The following is a 24,705-nucleotide window of genomic DNA, read 5'->3' as shown; positions in this document are numbered from 1 at the left end:
TAAAACAAAGAATTTTATCTATTATATAACTGCCTGATGGATTAACTCTTTGTAGCTTAATTCATTTTCAATAATACCAGATTTTAAAACAATGACCCTGTCACAATTTTTAAGGGTAGTTAATCTATGGGCAATCATAATTACCGTTCTATTTTTACTTACATTATGAATTGTTTCTATAAGCTTTGCTTCCGTTTCGTTATCAAGAGCAGAAGTTGCTTCATCAAAAATAAGTACTTCTGGATTTCTATACAACGCACGTGCTATTGCAATGCGTTGTCGTTCACCTCCGGACAGTCTTACGCCACGCTCCCCCACAAATGTTTTAATTCCATTTGGTAAATTGTCTATAAATTTTGATAATTGTGATGCTTTTATGGCTTCTGAGAGATTGCTAGAGTTGATTTTTTCACTTGTTTCACCAAAGGCAATATTTGCTTCAATAGAATCATCAATTAAATATATGGATTGAGGGACATATCCTATTATATTATGCCATTGTAATGAAGTCACAGGATATTTTTTATCAATTAAAATGATTCCATCTGTCGGTTTTAAAAAACCTAAAATGATGTCTGATAGCGTTGATTTTCCTGAGCCCGTTTCACCAATTATGCCAATGCAGTCACCTTTATTAATTATTAAATTGATATTAATAAGAGCATTTTTTTTTGTATTTGGATATGAATAAAATAAATTATTTAAACTTATCGATTCATTAAAGGAAAAATCTTTAATATCTAAATAGCTTTCTTTTGAAACAACTGTATTATATTCAGAATAAACTCGTTCTATACTCGGAATAGAAGATTTAAAAACATTGAGTTGATTAATGATCCTATTTAAACCAGGCATAATCCTAAAACCTGCATAAAGATACCCACCCAAAACACCAATCAATTGGTTTGAGTTTTCATTTCTCATACATAAAAAAACAATTGAAAATACAAATAAACCAACAAAAATAACTTCAATAATCATTCTTGGGAGGGCATTTGTGGTGGATTGTACGGCGCGAAGTTTTGATTGATTCTTTGAATAGAATTTATATGCATCTACAAAAGAATCTCTTTTTCCTAAAAGTGCAATCTCTTTGAATGCGTGAAAAAATTGGAGCAAATTTTGGCTACTGTATAAAGCAGACTCTTGAGTCCTTTTGCCCCATCTATAGAACTGCGGCAATAATCCCTTACTTAAGGATAACCAAACACACACACCAAAGCCAAATATAATGATAGCAAGCGGTGGATTCATATAAATAACCATTGCAATAAGAAAAGAAGATATCATTCCTTCTGAAAGCAAAGTTGCAATAGCAAGCATTGCGTTATTAAACATCAACTCAACATCGCCAGATACAACATTGTATCCATGCATTGAGTTTTTAGAAATATAAGATGCATAATCTGACTGAGCATAACGATGTAGCATTTTATTTTTAAAATTATAATTCATTTCTTGAATAGAAAAATTTAAATGAAAAGCATCTATGGCTGCAAAAAAATTTTTAATAAAATACGTTAAGCCACAAAGGATTGCAATATATAAAATGCTTTGGCTTTGCGATATTTGATCATGTAGGCCAATTTTAGATAAATAATATTGGCCTTTTTCGGGAAGAATTAAGACTTGTGCAAATAGCACTATGACAGAAGCTGTTATAACTTCTAAAATAGAAAGACATACTGTAAAAGCCACAATAATAAGCCATTTCAGTTTTTCTTCTCGCGTTAGGATACTTCGTATTTTTTTTAAGGCAGATATGTTTGAAGGTATTACTGTTATTAGCATAGAGAATCTTTAGTTCTTTTAATAACTAAAAGTATTCTATCTGAATTTAGCTTCATTTTTGTAATTTTCCAACAAGTATATTTTTCAAATGCTACCGCAATCCGGGTGAAATAACCAAGATTAAATTCATTGTAGAATAATGCTTACGTAAAGTGACTCTAAAACAATTAAATTCTAGGTAATATTCTCAATCTCGTTTTTAATTTTGTCAAGTTCTAAAAGTAAATTTAAGAAATGCTTTTTAAATATGCAAAAAAATCACATAGATAACTGAACTAGATAAAAGTTATACCTATGATAAGGCTAATTTGATTTAATTTCAATAAATAAACTATTTTTTTTCCAAATTTTCAAAACTAGTAACAAAAGTCTCATATCCTAGGTCTGATAGTAGATAATTTTTTACATAATAACAACACTTTGGTTTAAGGAATCATCAACATATTATTCTTCGATAATTTATCTTTCATGTGGTGAAAAAATGGTTTTCCAATATAACCACGGGCAGCAAATATTTTAGAAAATATATTGCTAAGAGCTTTCTTGTCATCACAATTTGCATGTTTTAATGAAAAAGAAATGAGATATCCAAATTTACTAAAAATCGTATGATATTTAAATCCAATAAATCAATCCACTATTGATTTTCTTTCTCTTTCTATTCAATTAAAAGCTATATGGATATACTCACTTTTAATGTGACAAATTGCCAAATAAATTGAATCTATATAGCTTTCTCCATCACATGATGCAGAAATAACCTCAAGCAAAAGAAGCAATGGAACAGCACAAGTATTTTTTAATTCTACAATTCTCGTGTATGAAACTAAATTTGGAAATTCTGATTTGAAATATTTTATGAGAAACATGTAATACGATTTAAAACTTTTAAAATCGCCAAGATGAATGCATAAAAGTATGATCATCAGTTCACTCAAACATAACTCTGATTTTCTATTTCGTGAATTCTCATTTTTAAAATCTAACAAAATTTTTTCCAGGACATCTCAAAATTTTTGCAAAGTTTAACTAAAAATAAATATCTTCAATAAAGTATCATTCATTGTGGCTCCTTTATTTTGTTGACTTAAGGAAGCCCTATCTTTTTTCTTTTATCAAATATTTCTTCAAAATCTGCTTAACTTCAATTTATTACGTCGAACTAGCATTAATATGTAATTTATGTGGATCCGTTTATTGTAACAAATTGATCCAGTTAGATAGAAGCAGATGATAACTTAATGTATTGACAAATTTATAAAGTGGCATTAAATTTATTTAAATAATCAATCAATCGATCGATTTATAGAAGAAATATACTGGGAGTCAATAAATGCCCGAGTTAGTACAAAATTTTGAAAATATAGAATTAAAAAATAAAAATATAGTTAAATTTTTAAATAGTTCTTCTAGTCAAAATAAGTTTTCTTTTCTAGAAAAACTGAAAATAAATTTTAGACCTTATATATGTCCATTTCAGAAGATTCTTAACTTAATTGATAATAATTCAAAAGTCTTTGAAATTGGTTGTGGTATGGGACTTTTTATGGCTCTCGTACTGAAATTTAAGAATCCAAAAGAGATTTTTGGAATTGAAATTTCACCTAGACTAGTGAATTCTGCCAGAACATATATTTCAAGCTTAAATTTAAATAAATCATTTCAAGTTGAGATGTACGATGGAGGTGATTTTCCTGAATGTATAAAAAATTTCAGTACAATTGTAATGATTGATGTTTTTCATCATATTGAAAAAAATAAAGGAGAGAAGTTCTTAGAAAATATATATAACTCAATGTCTTCAGGGTCTACATTGATGCTAAAAGATATAGATGCTGCAGATAGATTTTTTCTTATTTTTAATAAAATTCATGATTTAATTATTTCAAAAGAAATTGGTAATGAAATATCACTTAATAATGCAGAATATTTAATAATTAAGTCTGGCTTTAAAGTTAAGAAAAAGTTAAAAATAAGAACTTATTTATATAGCCATTATGTAATTTTAGCTGAGAAATAGAATGATAAAAATATTAAATAGTAACTATATAAAAGTGTCATTTGTTTTTGTAATGATGTTATTAATTTTGGGAATTCCTGTTAATTTATTCTCATCTTTTTTAATTATAACAATTTTTTTCTTCTTATTTTATTTAATCGATTTTAAAATTGATTCTAGAAAATTTTTAAAATTATTTTTTATTTTTGTAATTGTAAAAATACTTCAATCCTTTATTCCTCAGATTGAAATACAAGAAGGTCATAAACCTTTTTTAATATCAAACCAAAGTAAAGAGGATGAATACTTATATTTACCGATCGAATTTCGTGAAAAAATGAGGAGTGATTTTTTTAAGTTATATCCTAAAGAGTCTTGGTGCAAAAAAGACTCATGGGGATGTTGGAGTTTTAGCAATATTTTAAATGAAAGTTATTCATTTTCATCAGATAATCTCTTAAAAAATGCAAAATACTCCAGAGTTGTTGATGGATTTAATTACTCAAACTTAGAACAGTTTCACTTAAGTATTAATAATTTACATTATAATTGGTACTCTCAAGAGCCTAAAAACATAAAAAGGAATAGTATTCCATTTTATGTTTTTTATGAGTTTGATTCTAATTCTATTGGAAGTAAAATTTGTTATAATGGAAAAATGAATTTATACAGTGAGGTAAAAAATAAATTAATTGACAATAGCCATAATGAATCTTCAGCTCAATGCGTAAAAATTACAGATGAGTATATAGGTAAAAAAATATGGCTTGGAGTATTTCAAGACGCCGGGGAGTATAGAATATGGTTTGAAAAATCAAATTTTGCTTTATTTTACGAATTTTTGTTTAAATTTTTGAGTTTAATTTTTCTTATTACCTTAATATATTCAATTTTCAATTCAAAGAGATATTATTTTATATTTTCAATAATAATATCATTATTATTATTTGGTTCGAATCAATTTACCTATTTTGATATTTATCCAGTTTATGATGGCGGAAGTGATTCTTTAACCTATGAATCATGGGGAATAGATATTGCAAAATATTTTAAAGAAGGTGATTTCTACAACGTATTTAAAGGAAATGAATCTATATACTATTATCAACCTGGTATGCGATATATTAAAGCATTATTTTCATATATTTTCGGAGCTAGAATATTTGGTTCATATCTTTTCTTTGTAGCAATTATGTTCTCATTGTATTTAATACTAAAAGAATTACAATTTTTTAAAAATAGGGTTTCTTTCATTTCTCTTGCTCTATTTCTTATACTTTTCTTGCGACCAATTCGGGATGGGCTTTTTGCTTCTCAGTATTCTTATTCTATAGATGGATATTCTGAAACAGCTGCAAACACTCTTTTGCTTTTTGCACTTCTATTGAATATAAGAATTTTTACAAAGCAAAAGTTAAATAATCAATTTGTTTTTTATAGTTCTTTTCTTATGTGCCTATCAGTTTTTTTAAGGCCAAATTATATAATTTGTTTTACAATTGTGCAAACTTTTTTATTTTTTCATATTATTAAGCATGAAAAATATAAATTAATTTTACCATACTTTATTGGAAATATTTTTATATTTACATTTTTATTCCATAATTTATATTTTGGGAGAAAATTTGTATTATTTACATCATCAGTCGGAATTAAAGAAAATTTGATCATTTCACCTAAGGAATATTTAAGTGAAATTTATAACATATTAAAATTTACTCCAAATAAATATGAGATTTATAAAATATTTGAGCATTTAAGTCGTTGGTTAGATTATAGATTTTTTAATTTAATTTGTATATTTATACTATTATTATCCATTCTAAATTTTCGGAAATTTTTTCCACTGAATATAAGAATAATTGCTATTTCTGCACTTGGTCTTCATTTACCTTCATTATTTTACCTTAATTTTGATCGATATACAGCTTTATCATGGATTCTTACTTATATTGTATATTCGTTTTTCTTATCTAATATGCTCATATATATTTATAATACTCAAATTAAAAGAGTAAGTAATCAAATTAAAACATAAGAGGTGAGGTTAAAATATGTCAGAAAAATCTATGGAAGAAATTGAAGTAGTTGAGTGTAATAGAGCAAATTTAAAAGACTATGTAAAGTTAATTCGTGTTGCTCACTGGTCAAAAAATTTTCTTATCTTCTTACCTATTCTGGCAAGTCATCGAATTTTAGAAATTCAACTTTTTTTTCAGGCTATTTTAGCGTTCTTAGCATTTTCATTTGCTGCATCGGCAGTATATATATTAAATGATATAACTGATCTGGAAAATGATCGATCCCATTCTACAAAAAAAAATAGACCCTTAGCTTCAGGAAGAATAAAAATTTCAAATGGGATTATAACTTTGTGTTTATTTCTTTTGTTCAGTGTTTTTATTTCAACTTATATTGGAGTTCATTTTTTATTTATTGTGATTTTTTATTATATTTTAAATCTTGCTTATTCCTTTCATTTTAAGAGTATATTACTTTGGGACTCATTTTGTTTAATGACTTTTTATACCCTTCGTGTTTTTGCTGGTGGGATTGCTACAGGTATCGCAGTCTCAAATTGGTTACTCATTTTTTCAGTTTTCTTTTTCTTTGGACTCTCGCTTGCTAAGAGATATATTGAGATTTCTAAAATCAATGAAAATACAGATTTTATTCCAGGTAGAGCCTATCAAATAATTGATAAAATACCTGTCTTAGTAATTGGAATAACATCTTCAATATCTTCAGTCGTCACATTATCGTTATATTTAAATTCTGAAAATGTTAGCGTTATTTATAATCATTCTGAGAGATTATGGTTTATTATGCCATTATTATTATTCTGGTTTTCGAGATTTTGGCTTCTTTCAGTCAGAGGTCTTGTTAATGAAGATCCCGTCATTTTTTCATTAAAAGATAAGTTTTCTTGGTTTTGTTTTATAATAGTTTTTAGTAGTGCAATTTATTCTTTATAAACTATAAAATATATAAGATATTATGCTCAATAAATTCGCTTTATTTCAAGAGAATTTTCTCTTTCAGGATATGATTTTACTGCTAATGATTTGTAAACATTTTCATACTTTTGCACACAGTTTTCAATGGAGAAGTTTTCTAAATATCTGGTTCGCGCATTTTCTCCGAATTGGTTTCTTAAAATAGAATTATTTGCTAGTTTGAGAATAGCATTTCCTAACGCAACAGGATTTTGAGCTTCCACAACAAGTCCACATTCATTATGAATAATAGCTTCTGCATTTCCTCCAACATCTGTTACAACCATTGGAATTTTAGAGCGCATTGCTTCAATTATTGAATTTGAAAAACCCTCTTGGTGGGAACATAAGACTCCAATATCAGTTGTGTTCCAAATATTTTCAATATTATCTATTTCACCATGCCAAGTAATATGCTTATCGATTTTTAAATCAATTGAATATTTTTTAAGTACTTCAGCTCTGTTTTGAGGATCTGCACCTACAATATTAAGTATCCAATTTTTACATATTTTATTTTTAATATTGCTCAGTGCTTTAAGTAAATCTTCGTGACCTTTATAATAAATTAAATTTGCAATTATAGTTATAATTATAATATTATTGTCTGTATTTGGGTTTCTTAATTCTCTTCTATCTTCAATGCCATTATAAATTAATCCAGCCTTAAATGAAGGAATTTTTTCTTCAAATACCAATTGATCTACTACTTTTTTACTATTTCCCAATACAAAAAATATTTTTTTATGTAATTTACTTTCTATCCATTTGAATAAAGGTTTTTTAGAAAAGTAGTCATTCATAGAGCGTCTACTCATAACGGTGACAGATTTATGTTGTATAAGTACTGCTGCTGTTAAGCCTAGTATATAGGATTCAGGTAAAAAAAAGTGCAAAATAGCATTTTTATCTTTTTTAAATATATTGGAAAGCCTTAGGATTGTATATATTATAAATACAATCTTTCCAATTAATTTAGGCAATTTACTTTTGAATTTCAGAAAAGATATATTTGGTTGAAGAACAGGAATTTGAGCATTTACAAATATTGGCAATAAAGAATTTTTGTTCGTTAATGTAATTATAGAAACATCCCAATTATTTTTTTTTAAAAGAGGCAATATATAACTTAAGTGTCTTTCAGTTCCTCCTCTTTCTAATGTTCCAATTATAAATAATATTTTTTGTTGCAAAAGTGTATGCCTTTTTTTATATGTTATTTTCATAGAATGAATCATACAAATGAATATTATCATTGACAACTTTTTCTTCAGTAAATTCATTTAAAAATTTCTGATACATATTTTTTCTCAAGGTATTTCGTAACTCTTTATTTTCTATTAATAATTTTAAAGCTTTTGCTAACTCTACACTTGATTGAGGTGGAACAAGTATTCCATTTTTATTATGCTCAACGACTTCCTTACATCCAGGAACGTTACATGTGATGATTGCTCTTCCACTTGCAGCGGCTTCAAGTAATGCTTTTGGCAAACCTTCTCTGTAGGATGGTAAACAGACTATTGTACATATTTTATATTGTTCCTTCATATTATTAATATATCCAATAAATTTTACAGAGGGTGAAGATTTTTCAATTTTTTTTATTTCACTTTCTAAAAGTGCAGATGGATTTCCTTTGTCAATATCTCCAGCAATATAGATTTTATGTGGGATATTTTTTTTATTTAATAAATTTGATGCTTGAGAAATCTCAAATATTCCTTTTTCTTTAATCAAGCGTGCAGGGAGCAAAATGATTGGAATGTCTGATATTGTGTCATTTTCTAAATAAATAAAGTCAGAAGGATTGACACCACTTCCCTTTATTAGAATTATATTTTCAGTTTTTATTTTTAGTATATTTTTAAGAAGATTATAATCATCATTATTCTGAACAATAACTTTTGATTTTACTCCATTGAATAAAAACTGATATACTTTTTTAATTATTGCTTTTAATATTAGAGATTTTATACTTTTTGAAGTAAAAATTGTGCCCATTCCTGAGAGTGAAAATATTGTTTTTTGCTTCATAATTCGAAGTGGTATTCCACAAATTATAATTGGAATAATTGTGATTAAGTGAAAGACAGAATGTTCTCCTTTTTCTTTGATAAAAAATGTTTTAAAAAAAGTAATGAAGAGATCATATATCTTTAAATTATTTCGGGAAAATGTTAGTTTGTTAAAATGAATATTTGCTAATTTAAGCTTACTTTCATTTTGTTTTGAAAGTTCTGGAGCGTATAAATGGCAATTTATAGATTTATTTTTTAAAGCATATGCAATATTTATTCTGTGAGAGATAAAGAATGTTGAATTATTGATAATAAAGATAACAGATTTTATATTGAATTCCTTTATATTTTTGAATTTAAAGATAGATTATGATAACTGCTATACCAATTGAGAAAGTTTAGTATTCCACTGTCAATTGAGGTTTTAGGGTGGAATCCAGTTAATTTAAAAATACTTTCAATATTGGCATATGTGGAGTGAACATCGCCAGGTTGAATAGATTTAGTAATTATAATTGCATTTTTCTTAAAGTAATTCTCTATTTTACGAACCACATTTAAGACAAGTTCTGGTTGATTGTTGCCTATATTAAGTATTCGATAGTATGGAGCAAATTGTACGGAGTGCTCATGAATTTCTGTTGGAGGTAATTCACAAAGTCTTAAAATACATTCAGCAACGTCGTCAACATAGGTAAAATCACGAAGCATCTCACCACCATTAAAAAGGTCCAATGGAGTTGAATTGCTAATTGCATTAGCAAAAAGAAACATAGCCATATCAGGGCGCCCCCAAGGGCCATAGACTGTGAAAAATCGTAGTCCAGTTGTTGGTAAAGAGAATAGGTGTGAGTATGTGTGTGCCATGAGCTCATTGCTTTTCTTTGTTGCAGCATAAAGGCTAATGGGATGATCGACACTTTGCTCTTCAGTAAATGGAAGAGTTGTATTGCTTCCGTATACACTGCTGCTAGAAGCATAGATAAGATGCTTTATTTTATGATGTCGACAACATTCTAAAATATTTGTAAAACCAACTATATTTGATCTTATATAGGCGTCAGGATTTATTAGGCTATATCTTACTCCAGCCTGAGCTGCTAGATGAATAACTGTTTCAAAATTATTTTCTATAAATAAATCTTTTAAAGATTGTGCAGTAGATATATCGCAGTACTGAAAACTGAAATTATTGTATTTATCATTTGTTTTTATATTTTCTATTCTTTTTTTCTTTAGTTCTATACTATAATAGTCATTTAAATTATCTATTCCAATAACTGTATTATTTTCATCTTCTATTAGCTTTTTAGCTACATGATAACCAATAAAACCAGCAACACCTGTAACTAAAAGTTTTCTTTTCATGGCTTTCCTCAAATTTTTCTAAATAAGAATTCGTTACATCCTAATCCACCAGAACAGGGCTTCATTTTTTTTAAAACAAATCCTTTTGTACGAGAAAATGCAAATACTTCTTCAGGTTTTGCAACTTCAAATGGATAACCTTCAAGCCAATCAATGAGGTCATTGTATGCTGACATTCCACGATTGTTTTTTGATAATTAAACCAGTTCTTAAGAGGATTTCCTTTCATAAAATCTTTTATAAAAGTAATACCCCAACATTTAAGTAGAGTATATATGATAAGAAAAAATCGCATTAAAAAGCCAGAATTCTTCAAATACTAAGTACATAGAGCTGAGTCAGTGTCATAATCGATTGTTGAGACTTTAGCTCTATTCATTTTAGCAGCAAAACTAAAAAGACCGCTACCTGAACCCACATCAAGAAACGACATATTTTTTAAATTATCGATGTTCAGAAAATCTAATAAGCTTAAAGATGCTTCATGAATTCTATCATCAGTCAGATGGGTTAAAAAGTGTGTCCAGTTTTTTCCAAATGCAAATCTCAATTCCTCTTTCATTTTTTCACCTTTAAATGTTTAAGTATTTTAAAAAATAAATTTTTCATCATAGTATTTTCTTTCTGAATTAAAAATTTTTCAGAATATGTAAGATTAATATACCAATCTCAAACCTACTAATGTTGTTAATGCTATCCAAGTTAATGCAATGATACAGATAAAATGAATTTTGTAAAAGAAGCGATTGTGCCTTTTAGAAAGAGTTCGGAGTGCAGCAAAAAGCACAAGACTTCGTAGGGCAATAATATTTAGTTTATATTCTGCTTGGTATTCCGCAGGTAATAACAGAAGAATAAGAGGCAGTATTGCTAAAAGAAAATCAGTAGGAGCGATTATTAGGTATTTTCTTTTAAATGTAAAAATAAAAAAAAGGAGAGTACTAAATAACAGCCAAATAAAAAGATTATTATATGCATTTTGTAAATTATATTTCTCTCCAAGAATTTCAATCCAAATTACATTTGAATTATTAGCAATAAGTAAAACAGTCGAGGCAATTGCTATGAGAAATGACTCAAAAAAACTGTCGCTCTTTTTTATAAAAATTGTACAAATCATTATCATGGCCATACAAGCAGCAACTAAACTTATTGTTTTAGGAACAATTCCTGCTAAAAATGGGGTTGCAAGCAAGATCATATAAACTGTATATCTATTTAAATGTTCCCAGTATCTTAAAATAAGTGTGATTTTAGGACCTACAGATGATTCTGAAACCAGTAAAAATTTATAACTTGAAAGATGCGTTATAAAACCATCAGTTAATTTAAAAGAAAAGACAATACAGAAGATAGATAATAGAACACCAAGAATTGGAGTCCAATTTAAATTATATTGTGGATAAGCAATTGGTAATATTCCTAATATCCCAAAAAATATCATTAAGAAATAAACTATAATAACGCTTTGAGAATGGGTAAAACCCATTTTTATGAGGGAATGATGAAAATGTCTTGTGTCTGCTTTAAGAGGGTTTTTCCTTTCAATCAGTCTAAGAATAATAACGTGTGCGGTGTCAAAAATAGGTATTGATAAGCAAAGCAAGACACTTAAAATTGGAAAGTAATTTATTTTTGAGCTATTTTCTAAAATCCATCTTGAGTTTTGATCTGAAACAACTTCATTGTTTAGAATAAGAATTAAAAATATTCCTACCATAAAACCAAGCCAATTACTGCCTGAATCGCCCATAAATATTGATGATGGATGTGTATTATATTTTAAAAAGCCAAGAATTGCTCCGATTACTGGAATGCTAAATACAATTATGAGATTTAAATTATGTGTGCTTAAAAAATGTAAGTAACTTAATAAAGAAATACCGATGAGGACAACTCCTCCTGCGAGTCCGTCCAGTCCATCAATCATATTTATTGAATTTATAGATCCAATTATTATAAATGTAGAAAGTATAACTCCTAAAATATATGGTATTGAAAATATTATATCATTTGAAAAAGTAATATTTTGAATTTGTAAATTTGAAAAAAGAACAACTGTTAATGCAGATAATATTTGTATGAAGAGTCTTACTTTGGCTGTAAGAGTTTTTATATCATCAATAAGACCTATTGCAAACATAACAAACGAACAGCAATAAATGAGCGCCATATTTGACGGCAGTTTCCAAATGGAAATGCTAATAAAAAATCCAGATACTATTGCAACTCCACCTAGTCTAGGAATGGGTTGGGTGTGAATACGACGTGATTTTGTATATAGAACGCTATTTTTAGATGGCTCTGAAGCTGTTGCATGTCCTCTATCAGGTAAATCATAGAGCTGTTTTTTCTTTGCAAGGTAAATCATAATTGGAATTAATAGAAGAGAAAATGTAAATGATGTAAAGAAAATGAGAATAGTATATATTCCACTCAATTTTATTCTCCTGCTATTAGTTATTAGTTTGCTAATCATTTAAATAGCTTATAATTGTTATTATGTAGCTAATTTTATGAATAAGTAAAATCTAAATTATAAAAATTATCTGACAAAAAGTATCAATTTGAAACTCTGAAACGTAAAAGAGTTAGTATTGCAACAAATCCATCAGAAAGTTTAATTTTTTTTCCTTCCGCTTTACTCCTCGGAAAATATTGGATAGGAACTTCATGAATTTTAATTTTCATTTTAATAAGTTTAGCAGTTAATTCATGATCAGTTTCAAAACCTTTTGTTTTAATTACTAAATTTTTAATTATAGATGTTTTATATATTTTATATGCAGTAAGTGTGTCTGTTATCCACTTTCCATAGAGTAAAAAAGTCCATAAACTTAAAACTAAATTAGCAAGCCATGGACCAAAAGATTGCATTTTATGTTTACCGGGTAGAAATTTAAACCCATTACTCCTTATACAACCTAATATTCTACTTCCATAAATAACTGCGTTTGGATTCTCATTTAATTTTGATAGTAGAATAATATAATCTTTAGGGTTATATTCTAAATCTGCATCTTGAATTAAAAAATACTCTCCTTTGGCAATGCTTAATCCTTTTTGAACAGCCGCTCCTTTTCCTAAATTTTTTTGCCTTATTAATATAATATCTTTATAAGATGATATTATATTATAGGTATTGTCAATTGAGCCATCATCAACAATAATTATTTCTTTTTTATATCCTAATGAATCAATATTAACTTCTATAACAGAATCAATAACCTTTTTAATAAAGCGTTCTTCATTGTATGCTGGAATTATAATTGACAAAAGTTTCATTTTCTTTTCCTTTTTTTTGATAAAAAAAGTATATGAGACTAAAAATGCATTTTATTCCATCCCATACATTTGTTTTTTTACCTTCAGATCGAGTTCTTGGTTTATATGAAATAGAAGTTTCTAAAATGTAATTCATTTTTTTCGATGTTTTTGCAATGATTTCCATTTCAAGCTCTACACCATTAGAAGTTAAATCAAGACTTTTTAAAAAACGAGTTTTAAAACCTTTAACTGATGTTAGCGGGTCAGTGATATAACGATTATATAAAATTAATGTAAGAATACTTAAAACTCTCCCACCCCATTTACTTGAAAAATAGCCAAAATAATTATTTCCATAAATATATCTGATTCTTTCATCTAAATTGAGACATTTAATTGATCGACTGCCAAAAACAACTTGACAATCTAAATTATTTCTAAAATTACTAACTATACTATTAAGGTCACTGCACTTATATTCACCATCACCTGGAAAGAAGATAATTATATTTCCCCTAGCCTTTGAAACTCCAACTTTTAAGCAATGCCCTCTCCCTAGATTATTTGTTTTTATTAATTTGATATTTTCAAACTTACTTACTATATTAAAAGTATTATCTGTTGAATTACCATCAATTACAATGATTTCTTTACCTAAACCTAAATTTTGAAAACTTACTAAATTTAATTCATTCAAAACATTTGCAATATATTTCTCTTCATTTTTAACAGGAACTATAATAGAAACAAGGTGCATATGGTCTTTTATTTTAAGATCTAAACTTTGATTAACTTTACTAATAATTTCATCTAATATTCTACCACCTAAATGTTTTCCGGGATCATCCTCCCAATCAGTTAAGATAACTCGATCTTTAGGAAATATTTCATCCTCTTCTTGAAATGAAATATATTTTTCTTGATATTTGTTTTTTTCGATTTGGAAAAAAAATGAAGTTGCAAAATCGTTCATTAAATAATTTTTATTGTCTTTCATATTCATATAATAAAGGAATTTCTTTGCTAGTGAATTACATGTTTCTGATTGAATTTCGTGATCAAAGAATATATTCCCAATAAATATTTTTTCTGATTTTTTATTTTTATGAATTGTATCTGCTAAATCTTTTGTTATATACGAAGGAAAAAGTGATGAATGCTGAGTTCCAGGAGCATATATTATTACGTCTGCATTTTCTAATTCGTATTTAGATTCAGGATTAATTTCAGGATAGAATGCTTTGCTATTAAGATATTTTGCTTTTTCATTTAATGATAATAAGTTTAAATCATCTATTTCTTGTTTCAAAAGATAATTTTCTAATAAATATATTTCTTTAATTTTAGAGTTATCTTGCTTTGATACTATTTCTGATTCATTTAGTAGAATTTTACCATCTTCTTTTAATGCAATTAATACATAATTTTTTCCATCAGTAATATTTAGAACCTGTCCAGTAATTTCAGAAAATTGAGAAATCTCATTTATGCACTTATTAAAGTCATGGTTATTTTTTAAATAACATCCAGCCATTAATATATTTCCAAATGAACAATCTGAAAAATTAAACTTATTGAGTTTATCTTGATTTACATTTTCTAGAAATTTCTTAATATATTTTTTTAAAATAATAACTTGCCAATGTTTTAAGTTATTTATTTTAGAAGTGATATTTTTGAAATCATGAATATCAATATTATTTATAAAATTTTTTAAAAACTGAAGAACATTGTCTGATTCAATTGGAAATCTGTATTCAAGTAAATAGGCAAGAGTTGGATTTGTTAGTTCTATTTGGCGGAAAATATTTTTTCTTATATCAGAGGGGCCAAGCATTCCAGGAATTAGATTTCTAATTAATCCTGTAGAAAGTCCATCGTCATATGCGTTAACTAAAACCTTTAGATTAATTTGTTCATGATTTAGAAGTGCAGTTGTTAAACTTGCAGATCCTCTTCCGCCAGAAAAAATTACTACATTAATTTTATCTAACATATCATTCTCCAATTGGATTTTCTTTGATAATATTCATTATTTTAATGACGTCATATTTATCATTTATGCCAATGCTTTCATTTATATCCTCTAAAATTAAAGTACAAACTCCACCCAAGAATTTTTCAAATTTTTGAATAAGAGGGAGAAAGTTCCATTCATTTGTTTTATTTCCAATGCTTTTAAAATAATTATTATTAAGAATTTTTAATAATATATCTTTATTTAAAGTAAAAATTCCACAATCAGTTTCTCCGATATCTGGCATTAAATCACCTTCTCGAGACTGTAAAATATTAATTATTTTATCTGATTTATTTCTTATAAAATGTATGTATGGATTTTTTCTTTTAATAGTTGGAATTATTGCTGAGTAATGAAAATCTAGTTCAATTAGATGCATACAATTTTGAATTGTTTCTTTACTAAACATAATTTGATCACCCCAGATGATAATGACATTTTTTGTTAATACAGATTTTACTCCTGTATTAATAGCTTCTGCCATCCCATTCGGCTCTGTTTGTACTACTACCTCGATATTTAAATAGTTTTTTTCATTAATATGATTGTATATTTGGTGTTGCCCATCAGGTGATGCTACAATAATTATTTTTTTACAAAGGAATTTTAATTTATTATAAATTATATCTAATAATGTATTATTATTTATACTATATAATATTTTTGGTTTACTATATTTTAACCGTGTTCCTTTGCCAGCTGCAGGAATAATTGCTGTAAAATTATTAATTTTTAAAAGGGAATCAGCGTAATTTTTATGACATTCTTCTTTATTCCAGATTCTTTTCATGTCCGGCCTTTTTTTGTGCAATTATAAATGTTTGTCCTAAATTATATTTAAATGGAATTTTATCGAGCTTTATTTTTTTTGATATAAAATATGCAATTTTAAATATTTTGAAATATGCAGATGCTCTTTTCAAAATATAGCCAAGTTCTAATGTCTGCCAAAATGGCTCACATGAAATAACTTTAAATCCACAATTATCTAAAAATTTATTTATTGTTTTTCTATTAAAATAAAAAAGATGAACATTTAAATAAAAAGGCCATTTCGATCTCATTAATTTGCAAGCTAGACTATTAACATCTGGATAGTTTATTAGTAAATAACCATCATTTTTTATGATATGAGAAATGCTATGTAAAACTTCTTCTGGATTGGTTAAATGTTCAATAACATCCCATAATGTTATAATATTAAAGTTTTCTTTTTGGAAATTAAAATCAGATAAAATACCTGATTTTAGATCAATATTGTATTTTTTTATACCTTCGTTTACGAGCCATTTATTTGGTTCAATCCCTATAACTTTAAAGCCTAGATCATGAGCTGCTTTTGGAAATGCACCACCTGCGCATCCAATATCAAGAATATAATTTTTATTTGGCGTTATACTTAGGGTCCTAACTATTTTATTGAGTTGTTTTTTAAAAGTTCTTATTCTTAAATTATTTTGCTCAAAGAAGGTTGGATCATCTGAATTTGTGTATGAATTTAATATTATATTTGATTTAACTCTTGGATTCAAGTATACTAAGTTGCATTCTTTACAACAAACCATTTGATCAATTAGTTTTTCATCACTTGAACTTTTATATAGTTGTAATAATTTATCTTCATTTAAATCTTCATTATATTTTGATTTCTTTAATACTTTAAAGTCATTTGATTTGCAAATAATGCAAGGATTAAATTCGAAATAGCTAGAAAAATTTCTCATGATTATACCTTAAAAATGTTTTCTGATTTATCTTCCCCAAAGTAAACGAAGCACAATTGCTCTATATGGAACCATTTCCATTTTTGTTTGAAAGCGTCTGAAGAAAAAGTTAAGTGCTTGAATTAATATTTTTTTAGGATGATAAATAATCTTCCAGAGAATAAAGCAAAAGTATAAGTGCAGTCTAAATTTATTTAATTTTTTATAGTCATCTCTCCATGTAGGAGAAAAATTAAGTTCTGATAACGTATTATAACCAGATAATTTATTATAGATTCTTGAACCTGGAACTGGAGTAACTATAAAGAGTGCAATTTCATCAATACCTGATTTTGTTAAATTTTTTATCATTTTTTTTGTTAATATTCGATCTGAATCTTTCTCACCAGGAAAACCAAGAACAAAGCAAGCTTGTGTTTTAATATTAACTTGATTCATTTTTTTTATCATATTTATTGCATGGTCTAAATCAAAAGGCTTTAACATCGTTTTAAGAAGCTCTGGCGAACCTGTTTCTGGAGAAATGGAGACATAAGTACATCCAGCTTTGGCCATTAAATCAACGGTTTCTTCGTTTTTAATTGTTTCAACTTTAGTTCCAGCTACAATTTTCCATGCAATTGAAAGCTTTTTTTGAATGATAATTTGGCAAAACTCTCTAATTCTTTTATCATCAATTGTTGGATCGAGATCTTCTATATGAAATTCTTTAACTTGATATTGTTTTATATAATATTCAATTTCTGTAACAATATTTATTGGAGATCTTGGCCTCCATTTGCGATTATTAGTCGCTGGAACTACGCAAAAAGCGCAGCTGTAAGGACAACCTCTTGATGTGAGTAGAGGCATATATCTTTTTCTTGTTTGAGGTCCATGAGCAAAATGCATTTTCCAATAATTTTTGAGTGGAAAGAGATCCCATGCTGGAAAAGGTAAGTCATCCAAATTTTTAATTTTGCCAATAGGAGGAGAAGAGAAATTGCGGCAGCCAAGTCCATCAATTTTAGCTAATTCATTTTCATTTCTTCCATTTTTTATTGATTTTAAGAATTGAACTGCACGATAATCACCTTCACCTGATATTGTAAAGTCCACTCCTATATCATATAGTTCATGTGCTATTTTTTCGAGTTGATATGCTGTAACTGCTTGAGTATTTTCCAATACTGTGATGATTATTTCAGGTTTTCTTGTCTTAATATATTTAGTAATATCACAAATTGAGTCGTGATTAGATAAATTTATTGCATATATAAAAACAAATATTGTATTTTTAGGAATTCTCTCGAAAACCTCTTCAACATACAGGCCCATTCGAGTGTACTTTTCAAATGTTAATGATTGTTTTGGCTTTTCTGCAAAAGCGTCGATGACTGAGATTTGAAAACCAGCATGTCTTAAAGAAGCTGCTACATAAGCTAAGCTTATGGGCATATACACAATTCCAGTTGTGAATGGATCACTCCTTTGGAATATTAAATTTGGATTGATTAGTACAGCATCCATTTTTATATCTCGATTGATGGTGGTTTATTGTTTTTAAAATTAAATTTTAGAGAAATTTTATTTAGAATTAAACTATATCCTATACCCATTATTATACAAATAAAAGGAGTGGCTGGTGTAAATAAACGTGGATCCATATTCAGTTGAAGAGTGAAAGCAATGAGGTTAAGAAATAAAATAGGAAATATTATAAAATATTTTTTATCACTCATATAACAAGAAATGAGTCCAACTACATAAAATATATAGAAAGGATTAAAGGTGATTCCATTAGACATTTTTATTATGTTTATTCCTCCAATTTGGTAACTAGAGGCAACTGTAGGAAGAATAAACAAACCGGAATATCCATAAATTATGCTACTAAATAATTCATTCAATGATCTCATTTTAAAAATATATTCAAATGAAGTTGTTTTAGGACCTGAATACATTCCCATATTTTTATATTCTTCTAAACTAGGGCAAGAAATACAACCTGTTCCTTTCAACTGTATAAATTCGTAATTGCGCCACCAAACTGCGTGAATATTCATTGAAAAAAATGGATCTTGATATGTATTGTAACTGTAAAAGAGATATGGAGAAATAAATATAATAGATAGTATTATAGGTAATATTGATTTTAGTAAATTTATTTTAAATCGAAATGATGACCATATTAAGCAGATTATAGAGGGTAAAACAATATTCATTCGAGTGCCTATTAATATGATAAAAACTATACACCAGTAAATAACTCTTCTATTATTTGTTAAATGAGGTTTTTTAATAAGCGTTAAATAACAGATTATAGGCATTATTGCTAGAATAAGCATGTCTCGTGTACAATTTACAGCAATATGTATTAAATAATTATTGCAGAATAAAAAAGAAATAGAAATAGTAGCTGCCACTTTGCTATTTGTGTATTCTTTGACAAATTTATATATCATAAATCCAGTCAATATAAATAAAGTAAAGCCAAGAAGACGTATTGATATTACAGGATCTTGAAAAATTGTTAAATATATTTTTACAATCCAAATCCAAAATGGCTCTCGCATACCAGTGTGATATAAGTTATTTATTGAGATTGAGTTTGCAATATGAATGTATCCTATCACATCTGGCCATAATTTATCATTGAATTCAATTAAATTCTTTACAAATAAAAGAATCATTATAATTGAAATTACTATTTGAGGAATATAGTATTTAAAGAGTTGATTTGAAATATGAAATATATGTCTTAACCCTTTACTGTACATCCAGTTAGTTTCCTTTTGATAAATTTTCGTAAAATTCATTTACAGAAAGAAAGACATTAAAAGCTCCTGCATGCATTAAATTAGTTCTCATGAACTCATCATTTGCAATACCAATTGCACAGATTTTTGCACTTTTTGCTGCTTCTATGCCTTTTATGGAATCTTCAATGACTAAACTCTCTTGCGGACTAATTGAAAGTGTATACAAAATTTTATTGAATATTTCAGGATCTGGTTTGCATTTTGATACTTCATTTCCAGATATAATAACTTTAAAGAACTCTTTAGTTCTACTAGTATTAAGAAAGTAGTGAACATTTTTTTGATCTGATGAGCTTGCTAATGATAATATATATTTTTCAGATAAATTCTTTATGATGTTATAACAATTTTCTGCAAAAATTGGATTTTCTCTTAATAAGTGAGCAGCAATCTCTCTTTTTTCAATAGTCATTAACTGCACTAATTCCGGTGTATATATCATTTTATTCTTATTAAAAATATGTAAAAAGGCTTCGTCCGTTCGCATGCCAGAAATTTCTGTATAGATAAAATTTGGTAATGAATATTTTTGACATATAGATTTAAATGCAATTTCATGCGAATGAGTGGATAAAAAAAGCACTCCATCCATGTCAAATATAATTAATTTTTTATTTGATAAAATCAAGTTTAATCCTAGTTTAATAATACAACAAAAAATATTTATCTAAGATGTATCATTTTTTTTTTTTTAACTCAAGGGGACATGTTTTTATTCACAATAAAGATTATTTTTTACTAATTGAATTACTATTTTTTATATAAAATCTCCACAGATTTTCTTTTCCTGCAGAAATACCAATGCGGGTTGTTGTTACTATTTCAGGATTTGAAATGAGTGGTGATTTTTCTAACCAAAGTTTATTTTCTTTGGATAATTGAATTCCATTTTGACTTTTATTAATTTCTAGGTAACGGCAGAGTTTACCGGGCCCAGCGGCTTCTTTGGAGTGAGGGTGTTCAGGTAATTGCAGTGCACGAATGAGAACAGCTTGCCCGCTGTTTTTTTCCCCTGAGACAATATTGAAGCAATAGTACATGCCATATATTAGGTAGACATAACTGATACCGCCTTCTTCAAACATGGGAAGTGTGCGTTTTGTTTTGCCTTTTGCCGCATGGCAGGCGGGGTCATCAGGCATATAGGCTTCTGTTTCGACAATAATTCCTTTTTTGAGTGTGCCTATTGGAGTGATGTGACAAAGAGTCATGCCGAGCAGTTTGGGGGCAAGTTCAGTGGCATTTTGTTTAAAAAAATCTTTATCTAGGAGGTTCATATTAAAGTCACTCTCGATAAGTCTAATAAATACAAATAGATGTAGTTCTTGGTGCACGCTTTATGCAAAAGAAAAGGTTACAATAACGATTGCTTGAAAGAAATGCAATATTATGGTAAAGTCTCTTTACATCTTTACCGAACAATAAGATGGAGTTTAAAATGTTTACTATCGAAAATGTCTCAAAATTAAGTGAAAAGCGTCAGATCACAATCCCTTTATCTCTTTGTAAAAAACTAGAGCTTGGGGCTGGTGATCGTATTTGCTTTGATTTTGATCCTGAAAAGAAAATTGCAGTTATGCGAAAAGCAACTGCAGCTGATATTCAATGGTACTTGCAGTTATCGAATACAGTTCTAACAGAATGGGAAGGTTCAGAAGACGATGATTTGTAGTCAATACGATGTAGTTGAAGTCCCATTTCCATTTGTAGACACTCCCGCAATTACAAAAAAAAGAAAAGCTCTTGTTATCAGTAAATATGATTTTAATATTCAAAATTCTGCAACTATTCTTTGTATGATTACAAGTGCTACAAATTCAAAATGGTTTGGTGATATTCCAATAAAGCAATTAGAAGAAGCTGGTTTAAGAAAATCATGTGTTATGCGTTTCAAAATATTTACATTGGATAATAGTTTAATTTTAAATATTTGTGGAAAATTGTCGAAAATAGATCAAGAAAACTACGAAAATATGAAAAATAAATTTATTTAATTATAATTTATTTATTAAAAAACATACACACACGAATATCCATACCACCTTGAGTGAAATGATAGGTTTCAATTTCTGCTCCGCGCATGCATTTGCAAAAAGCGGACCAAGAATCTTCATTTGGACAAAGTATAAAGCCAAATAAATGGGTGTTATTATTTTTTAATTTTGCGCCTATTTCGGAAACTTTTTTTCCTACATTCGAATAGAAAACTGTTGAGTCTCCTTTGTCATTTAAGCGGATGCCGTATGGGGGATTGAGTGGAAGAAAAACATTTCCGAAATTTGCATTATTTAAAATTTCATCGATATTCAATTTTAGAAAGTTTTCACATAAAATATTTTCGTTGGAATTGTTATGTTTATGAAAACTATTAATAAATAAATCCTGCAGTGAAGTGTTGAGTTTGTTTTTAAAGTTTTCAATGTTTTCCAGAAATGCAGTATTTGCTTGTTTTGAATTGTCAATGCTGAGAATACGGAATGGATTTTCTGCTGAGTTTAATAGGTTTATCTTAGAAAACTCATTGGCTTTTTTTAAAAGAAAAGAAAAGTTTTCTTTTCTAAAAAGAGGCATTTTTTGAATAGCGTATTCTCTATTCAGTAAACTAGGTGCGTGTGCAAACTGTGACAAAAGATATTCAAAAGCAAAAGTTCCTGTCCCAGAAAAAGGGAGCATGAGTATCTGTGCCTTGAGTTCTGGGTTGTGTTTCTTTAGAAACTCAAAAGCTTTTGTTATTGTGCAGGCAGCAGCATCTTCACGTAATGGAGCGCTGGCACTTAAAGTACCACGATAGCCTCTTTTATAAAGAGGGTTACCAGCAAGTGAAATACTGACGGTTAATTTATCTTTGTATAAATGAGCATAAAGCGCAGTTGTTTCGTTTGTGTTTTCACCACTGACAATTTCACAGCATTTATCATTTAATATATTTGATAATATTTCTTTTAAGCCACTTTCATGAAATGCCTTGCTTGCGACAGAATCTACTTTCACTTTAAGTGACATTGATTTATTTAAATAATAGTCCCAAGAAATAGACTGACATTGCTTGGTAAAAGCTTCTTTACCAACAGCTTTTTCTTCGAGTAATATAAGTCGAAGGTCAGTAAGGCAGAGGCTGCGCATTAATATTTCTGTCAATGCAAAAACGTGAACATTTTCTATCAATATTTCATTTTTTAAAAGTGTGCATTTGCTATTGAATTTTTGTTTAAACCAAAGATTATTTAGAATTTCTTCGATTTCTTGAAGCGCAGTTAAACTAAAACCAGCTGGAAAAGTTGCAATAGCAGTTTGTGACTTCCCATAGATATGCTTTTTAATTTGCTTTTCGATATTTTGTTCTTTTTCTTGATTCATCTTGAACCTATTTTTTCGCTTTTATGAAAAATATCACAGCAAATAAGATTTTCTTGCTCACTGAGTTGATATTTAATTTCGACTTTATCTTGTTTACTTATAATTTTATTGAGTGGAATTGCGATTGGGCTCCAATGTTCGCACGCATCGTTTTCTTTTGGATTAGAAGAAATTGTTATTGACTTGGTCAAGTGCACTCTAAACCAAATAATTGCAAGAATATTATCGCAATCTTCTTCGATTTCGATTTCTTTTTTTCCATAAAGTGGGTGTTTGCTTAAATCGGAACTGTAGACAGGAGGTGGATCAAGACGGGTTGAACCTATTTCTACAGTTTTTGAGAGATATTTAAAATTTTGAGAGTTTAAGGCAATGGGGAAAGAAATATTATTTAAGTTAAGTTTGCTTGCAGCTGCAAACATAAATTTATCTAAAAAATTTTCACTTAAACTTTTAGTTTTTAATTTATTTAGAGCTTTTATTCTATGGAGCATAGGGTGATTGTTGAGTTCAATTAAATTACAATAAACTGTTACTTTGCTAGGGATATAAGTTATGTTGCTGCCAACAAAGCGTGAACCAATTTCTCGAAGTGTTGGAATGACTCCTTCTTGAAAAGGATCATTGCCAAAGAGTTCACTGACCACCATTGTTATAGTGTCAGTGAGTTCGACATCATAGCTATTTGTGTTATGTAAAATGAAATTTTTTGAATTTGTTTCAAGACCAAGTTTTGTAAATATTGCTTTTATACTTTCCGCAGTTTTTGTTTCTTCAATTGCAATCACTTTTTTTGCCCCAGCTGATAAAGCCTGTGCAGAAAGAAGTCCTGTTCCTGCGCCAACATCAAGGACAACGGATTGAGCTGTGATTTCTTGCTTAATTGCAGAATAGTAAGAATTTGAACGTACAGAGTCAGAGAGCATAGCCCATTGAATCCACGGATCGCCAAAACCATCTTCTTGTAGGTAACGTGAAGAGTTTTCGCTTGTATTTATAATAACCCCTGCCGCTATGAGATCATTCAATAATTCGGCACATTCTTCAGAGTTTGGAATATTATTTAAAAGTGAATTATAGTGTTTTTTTATTTTATTTGGAATTGCGGTTGTATCTGTTACTTTACTATTGTCGGCTAAAAAACACAAAAATGTTAATACTTCTGGCGCAACATAAAATTCTCCAGATGAACTGGAAATCGATGCATATATATTGCCATTATCTCCAATGCGAAAGCGAAGTCCCTTCGCTAAGCTGAGATTTGCCGATAAGTGTTTCGTGCTTTGCTTGGACATTGTAACCCTTTTTGAGTTAGAAGTTAATTCTAAAAAATACGCGACGACAGGTTGTCGCATGGGAAG

At 28.2% G+C, this 24,705-nt stretch carries 24 protein-coding genes; 5 read left to right on the top strand and 19 right to left on the bottom strand.

The genetic code is table 11. The features are described from left to right. Positions 1-21: 21 nt before the first annotated feature. The 3 genes from GCL57_RS13225 to GCL57_RS13215 all read right to left on the bottom strand — a co-directional run bounded on the left by GCL57_RS13225 (position 22) and on the right by GCL57_RS13215 (position 2,780). Positions 22-1,791: an ABC transporter ATP-binding protein gene (locus GCL57_RS13225; RefSeq protein ID WP_152213832.1), complete on the bottom strand. Its 1,770-nt coding sequence runs from the start codon at positions 1,789-1,791 to the stop codon at positions 22-24. A gap of 425 nt (positions 1,792-2,216) precedes the next feature. Next, positions 2,217-2,417, bottom strand: a complete 201-nt coding sequence (locus GCL57_RS15225) for a transposase (RefSeq protein ID WP_152213968.1) — start codon at positions 2,415-2,417, stop codon at positions 2,217-2,219. Positions 2,418-2,453: 36 nt separating this feature from the next. Beyond that, positions 2,454-2,780, bottom strand: coding sequence for a hypothetical protein (locus GCL57_RS13215; protein ID WP_152213831.1), 327 nt, complete (start codon positions 2,778-2,780; stop codon positions 2,454-2,456). Positions 2,781-3,124: 344 nt separating this feature from the next. On the opposite strand from GCL57_RS13215, the gene GCL57_RS13210 reads away from it, so the two are divergent. From GCL57_RS13210 to GCL57_RS13200, 3 genes are read left to right on the top strand one after another with little or no spacing between them, the layout of a single operon-like run. Continuing rightward, positions 3,125-3,811 (top strand): class I SAM-dependent methyltransferase, encoded by a 687-nt coding sequence (locus GCL57_RS13210; protein WP_152213830.1) that lies wholly within the window; start codon positions 3,125-3,127, stop codon positions 3,809-3,811. Between the two features lies 1 nt (position 3,812). Next, positions 3,813-5,828 (top strand): hypothetical protein, encoded by a 2,016-nt coding sequence (locus GCL57_RS13205; protein WP_152213829.1) that lies wholly within the window; start codon positions 3,813-3,815, stop codon positions 5,826-5,828. A gap of 16 nt (positions 5,829-5,844) precedes the next feature. Beyond that, positions 5,845-6,765 (top strand): UbiA family prenyltransferase, encoded by a 921-nt coding sequence (locus GCL57_RS13200; RefSeq protein WP_152213828.1) that lies wholly within the window; start codon positions 5,845-5,847, stop codon positions 6,763-6,765. Positions 6,766-6,791: 26 nt separating this feature from the next. Here GCL57_RS13200 and GCL57_RS13195 read toward each other — a convergent pair whose 3' ends face one another. The 14 genes from GCL57_RS13195 to GCL57_RS13135 all read right to left on the bottom strand — a co-directional run bounded on the left by GCL57_RS13195 (position 6,792) and on the right by GCL57_RS13135 (position 21,264). After that, positions 6,792-7,979: a glycosyltransferase gene (locus GCL57_RS13195; protein ID WP_161597765.1), complete on the bottom strand. Its 1,188-nt coding sequence runs from the start codon at positions 7,977-7,979 to the stop codon at positions 6,792-6,794. A gap of 16 nt (positions 7,980-7,995) precedes the next feature. Then, positions 7,996-8,823, bottom strand: coding sequence for a glycosyltransferase (locus tag GCL57_RS13190; protein ID WP_152213826.1), 828 nt, complete (start codon positions 8,821-8,823; stop codon positions 7,996-7,998). A 326-nt stretch (positions 8,824-9,149) separates the two neighbouring features. Beyond that, a complete protein-coding gene (locus GCL57_RS13185; protein WP_152213825.1) occupies positions 9,150-10,175 on the bottom strand; it encodes an NAD-dependent epimerase/dehydratase family protein in 1,026 nt (341 codons plus the stop codon). 8 nt (positions 10,176-10,183) lie between these two features. Beyond that, positions 10,184-10,351, bottom strand: a complete 168-nt coding sequence (locus GCL57_RS14835; RefSeq protein WP_161597764.1) for a hypothetical protein — start codon at positions 10,349-10,351, stop codon at positions 10,184-10,186. Positions 10,352-10,494: 143 nt separating this feature from the next. Further along, complete coding sequence (locus tag GCL57_RS13180) at positions 10,495-10,737, bottom strand: class I SAM-dependent methyltransferase (protein WP_152213824.1); 243 nt, start codon at positions 10,735-10,737, stop codon at positions 10,495-10,497. Positions 10,738-10,830: 93 nt separating this feature from the next. Further along, positions 10,831-12,615, bottom strand: a complete 1,785-nt coding sequence (locus GCL57_RS13175) for a glycosyltransferase family 4 protein (RefSeq protein WP_161597763.1) — start codon at positions 12,613-12,615, stop codon at positions 10,831-10,833. 122 nt (positions 12,616-12,737) lie between these two features. Beyond that, positions 12,738-13,460 carry a glycosyltransferase family 2 protein gene (locus GCL57_RS13170; protein ID WP_152213822.1) on the bottom strand — a complete coding sequence of 241 codons (723 nt, stop codon included), beginning with the start codon at positions 13,458-13,460 and terminating at the stop codon, positions 12,738-12,740. Then, complete coding sequence (locus GCL57_RS13165) at positions 13,423-15,438, bottom strand: 2-phospho-L-lactate transferase CofD family protein (protein ID WP_152213821.1); 2,016 nt, start codon at positions 15,436-15,438, stop codon at positions 13,423-13,425. The genes GCL57_RS13170 and GCL57_RS13165 overlap by 38 nt, the downstream gene beginning before the upstream one ends. Before the next feature lies 1 nt (position 15,439). Next, a complete protein-coding gene (locus GCL57_RS13160; RefSeq protein ID WP_152213820.1) occupies positions 15,440-16,252 on the bottom strand; it encodes an NTP transferase domain-containing protein in 813 nt (270 codons plus the stop codon). Then, positions 16,233-17,186, bottom strand: coding sequence for a class I SAM-dependent methyltransferase (locus GCL57_RS13155; protein ID WP_152213819.1), 954 nt, complete (start codon positions 17,184-17,186; stop codon positions 16,233-16,235). The genes GCL57_RS13160 and GCL57_RS13155 overlap by 20 nt, the downstream gene beginning before the upstream one ends. Before the next feature lie 27 nt (positions 17,187-17,213). Next, positions 17,214-18,695, bottom strand: a complete 1,482-nt coding sequence (locus GCL57_RS13150; RefSeq protein WP_152213818.1) for a B12-binding domain-containing radical SAM protein — start codon at positions 18,693-18,695, stop codon at positions 17,214-17,216. A 2-nt stretch (positions 18,696-18,697) separates the two neighbouring features. Further along, positions 18,698-19,945, bottom strand: coding sequence for a glycosyltransferase family 39 protein (locus GCL57_RS13145; protein WP_161597762.1), 1,248 nt, complete (start codon positions 19,943-19,945; stop codon positions 18,698-18,700). Between the two features lie 4 nt (positions 19,946-19,949). Beyond that, on the bottom strand, positions 19,950-20,615 hold the full coding sequence (locus GCL57_RS13140; protein ID WP_152213816.1) for an HAD family hydrolase: 666 nt from the start codon (positions 20,613-20,615) through the stop codon (positions 19,950-19,952). Between the two features lie 100 nt (positions 20,616-20,715). Beyond that, positions 20,716-21,264, bottom strand: coding sequence for a DNA-3-methyladenine glycosylase (locus GCL57_RS13135; protein ID WP_152213815.1), 549 nt, complete (start codon positions 21,262-21,264; stop codon positions 20,716-20,718). A 161-nt stretch (positions 21,265-21,425) separates the two neighbouring features. On the opposite strand from GCL57_RS13135, the gene GCL57_RS13130 reads away from it, so the two are divergent. Further along, the gene (locus GCL57_RS13130; RefSeq protein ID WP_152213814.1) at positions 21,426-21,659 is read left to right on the top strand and encodes an AbrB/MazE/SpoVT family DNA-binding domain-containing protein; all 234 of its coding nucleotides are present in this window, start codon (positions 21,426-21,428) and stop codon (positions 21,657-21,659) included. After that, positions 21,649-21,981, top strand: a complete 333-nt coding sequence (locus tag GCL57_RS13125; protein WP_152213813.1) for a type II toxin-antitoxin system PemK/MazF family toxin — start codon at positions 21,649-21,651, stop codon at positions 21,979-21,981. The genes GCL57_RS13130 and GCL57_RS13125 overlap by 11 nt, the downstream gene beginning before the upstream one ends. 7 nt (positions 21,982-21,988) lie before the next feature. On the opposite strand, the gene GCL57_RS13120 is transcribed toward GCL57_RS13125, so the two are convergent. Together GCL57_RS13120 and GCL57_RS13115 are read right to left on the bottom strand one after the other, a co-directional pair. Next, on the bottom strand, positions 21,989-23,344 hold the full coding sequence (locus GCL57_RS13120; protein ID WP_152213812.1) for a hypothetical protein: 1,356 nt from the start codon (positions 23,342-23,344) through the stop codon (positions 21,989-21,991). Next, on the bottom strand, positions 23,341-24,639 hold the full coding sequence (locus tag GCL57_RS13115; RefSeq protein WP_161597761.1) for an RsmD family RNA methyltransferase: 1,299 nt from the start codon (positions 24,637-24,639) through the stop codon (positions 23,341-23,343). Before GCL57_RS13115 ends, GCL57_RS13120 begins: the two co-directional genes overlap by 4 nt. Positions 24,640-24,705: the final 66 nt, after the last annotated feature.

It is taken from the genome of Fluviispira multicolorata, assembly GCF_009208585.1.
GTDB lineage: Bacteria > Bdellovibrionota_B > Oligoflexia > Silvanigrellales > Silvanigrellaceae > Silvanigrella > Silvanigrella multicolorata.
The sequence above is the reverse complement of the archived record's forward strand: the minus strand, read 5'-3'. Positions and strand labels throughout refer to the sequence as shown.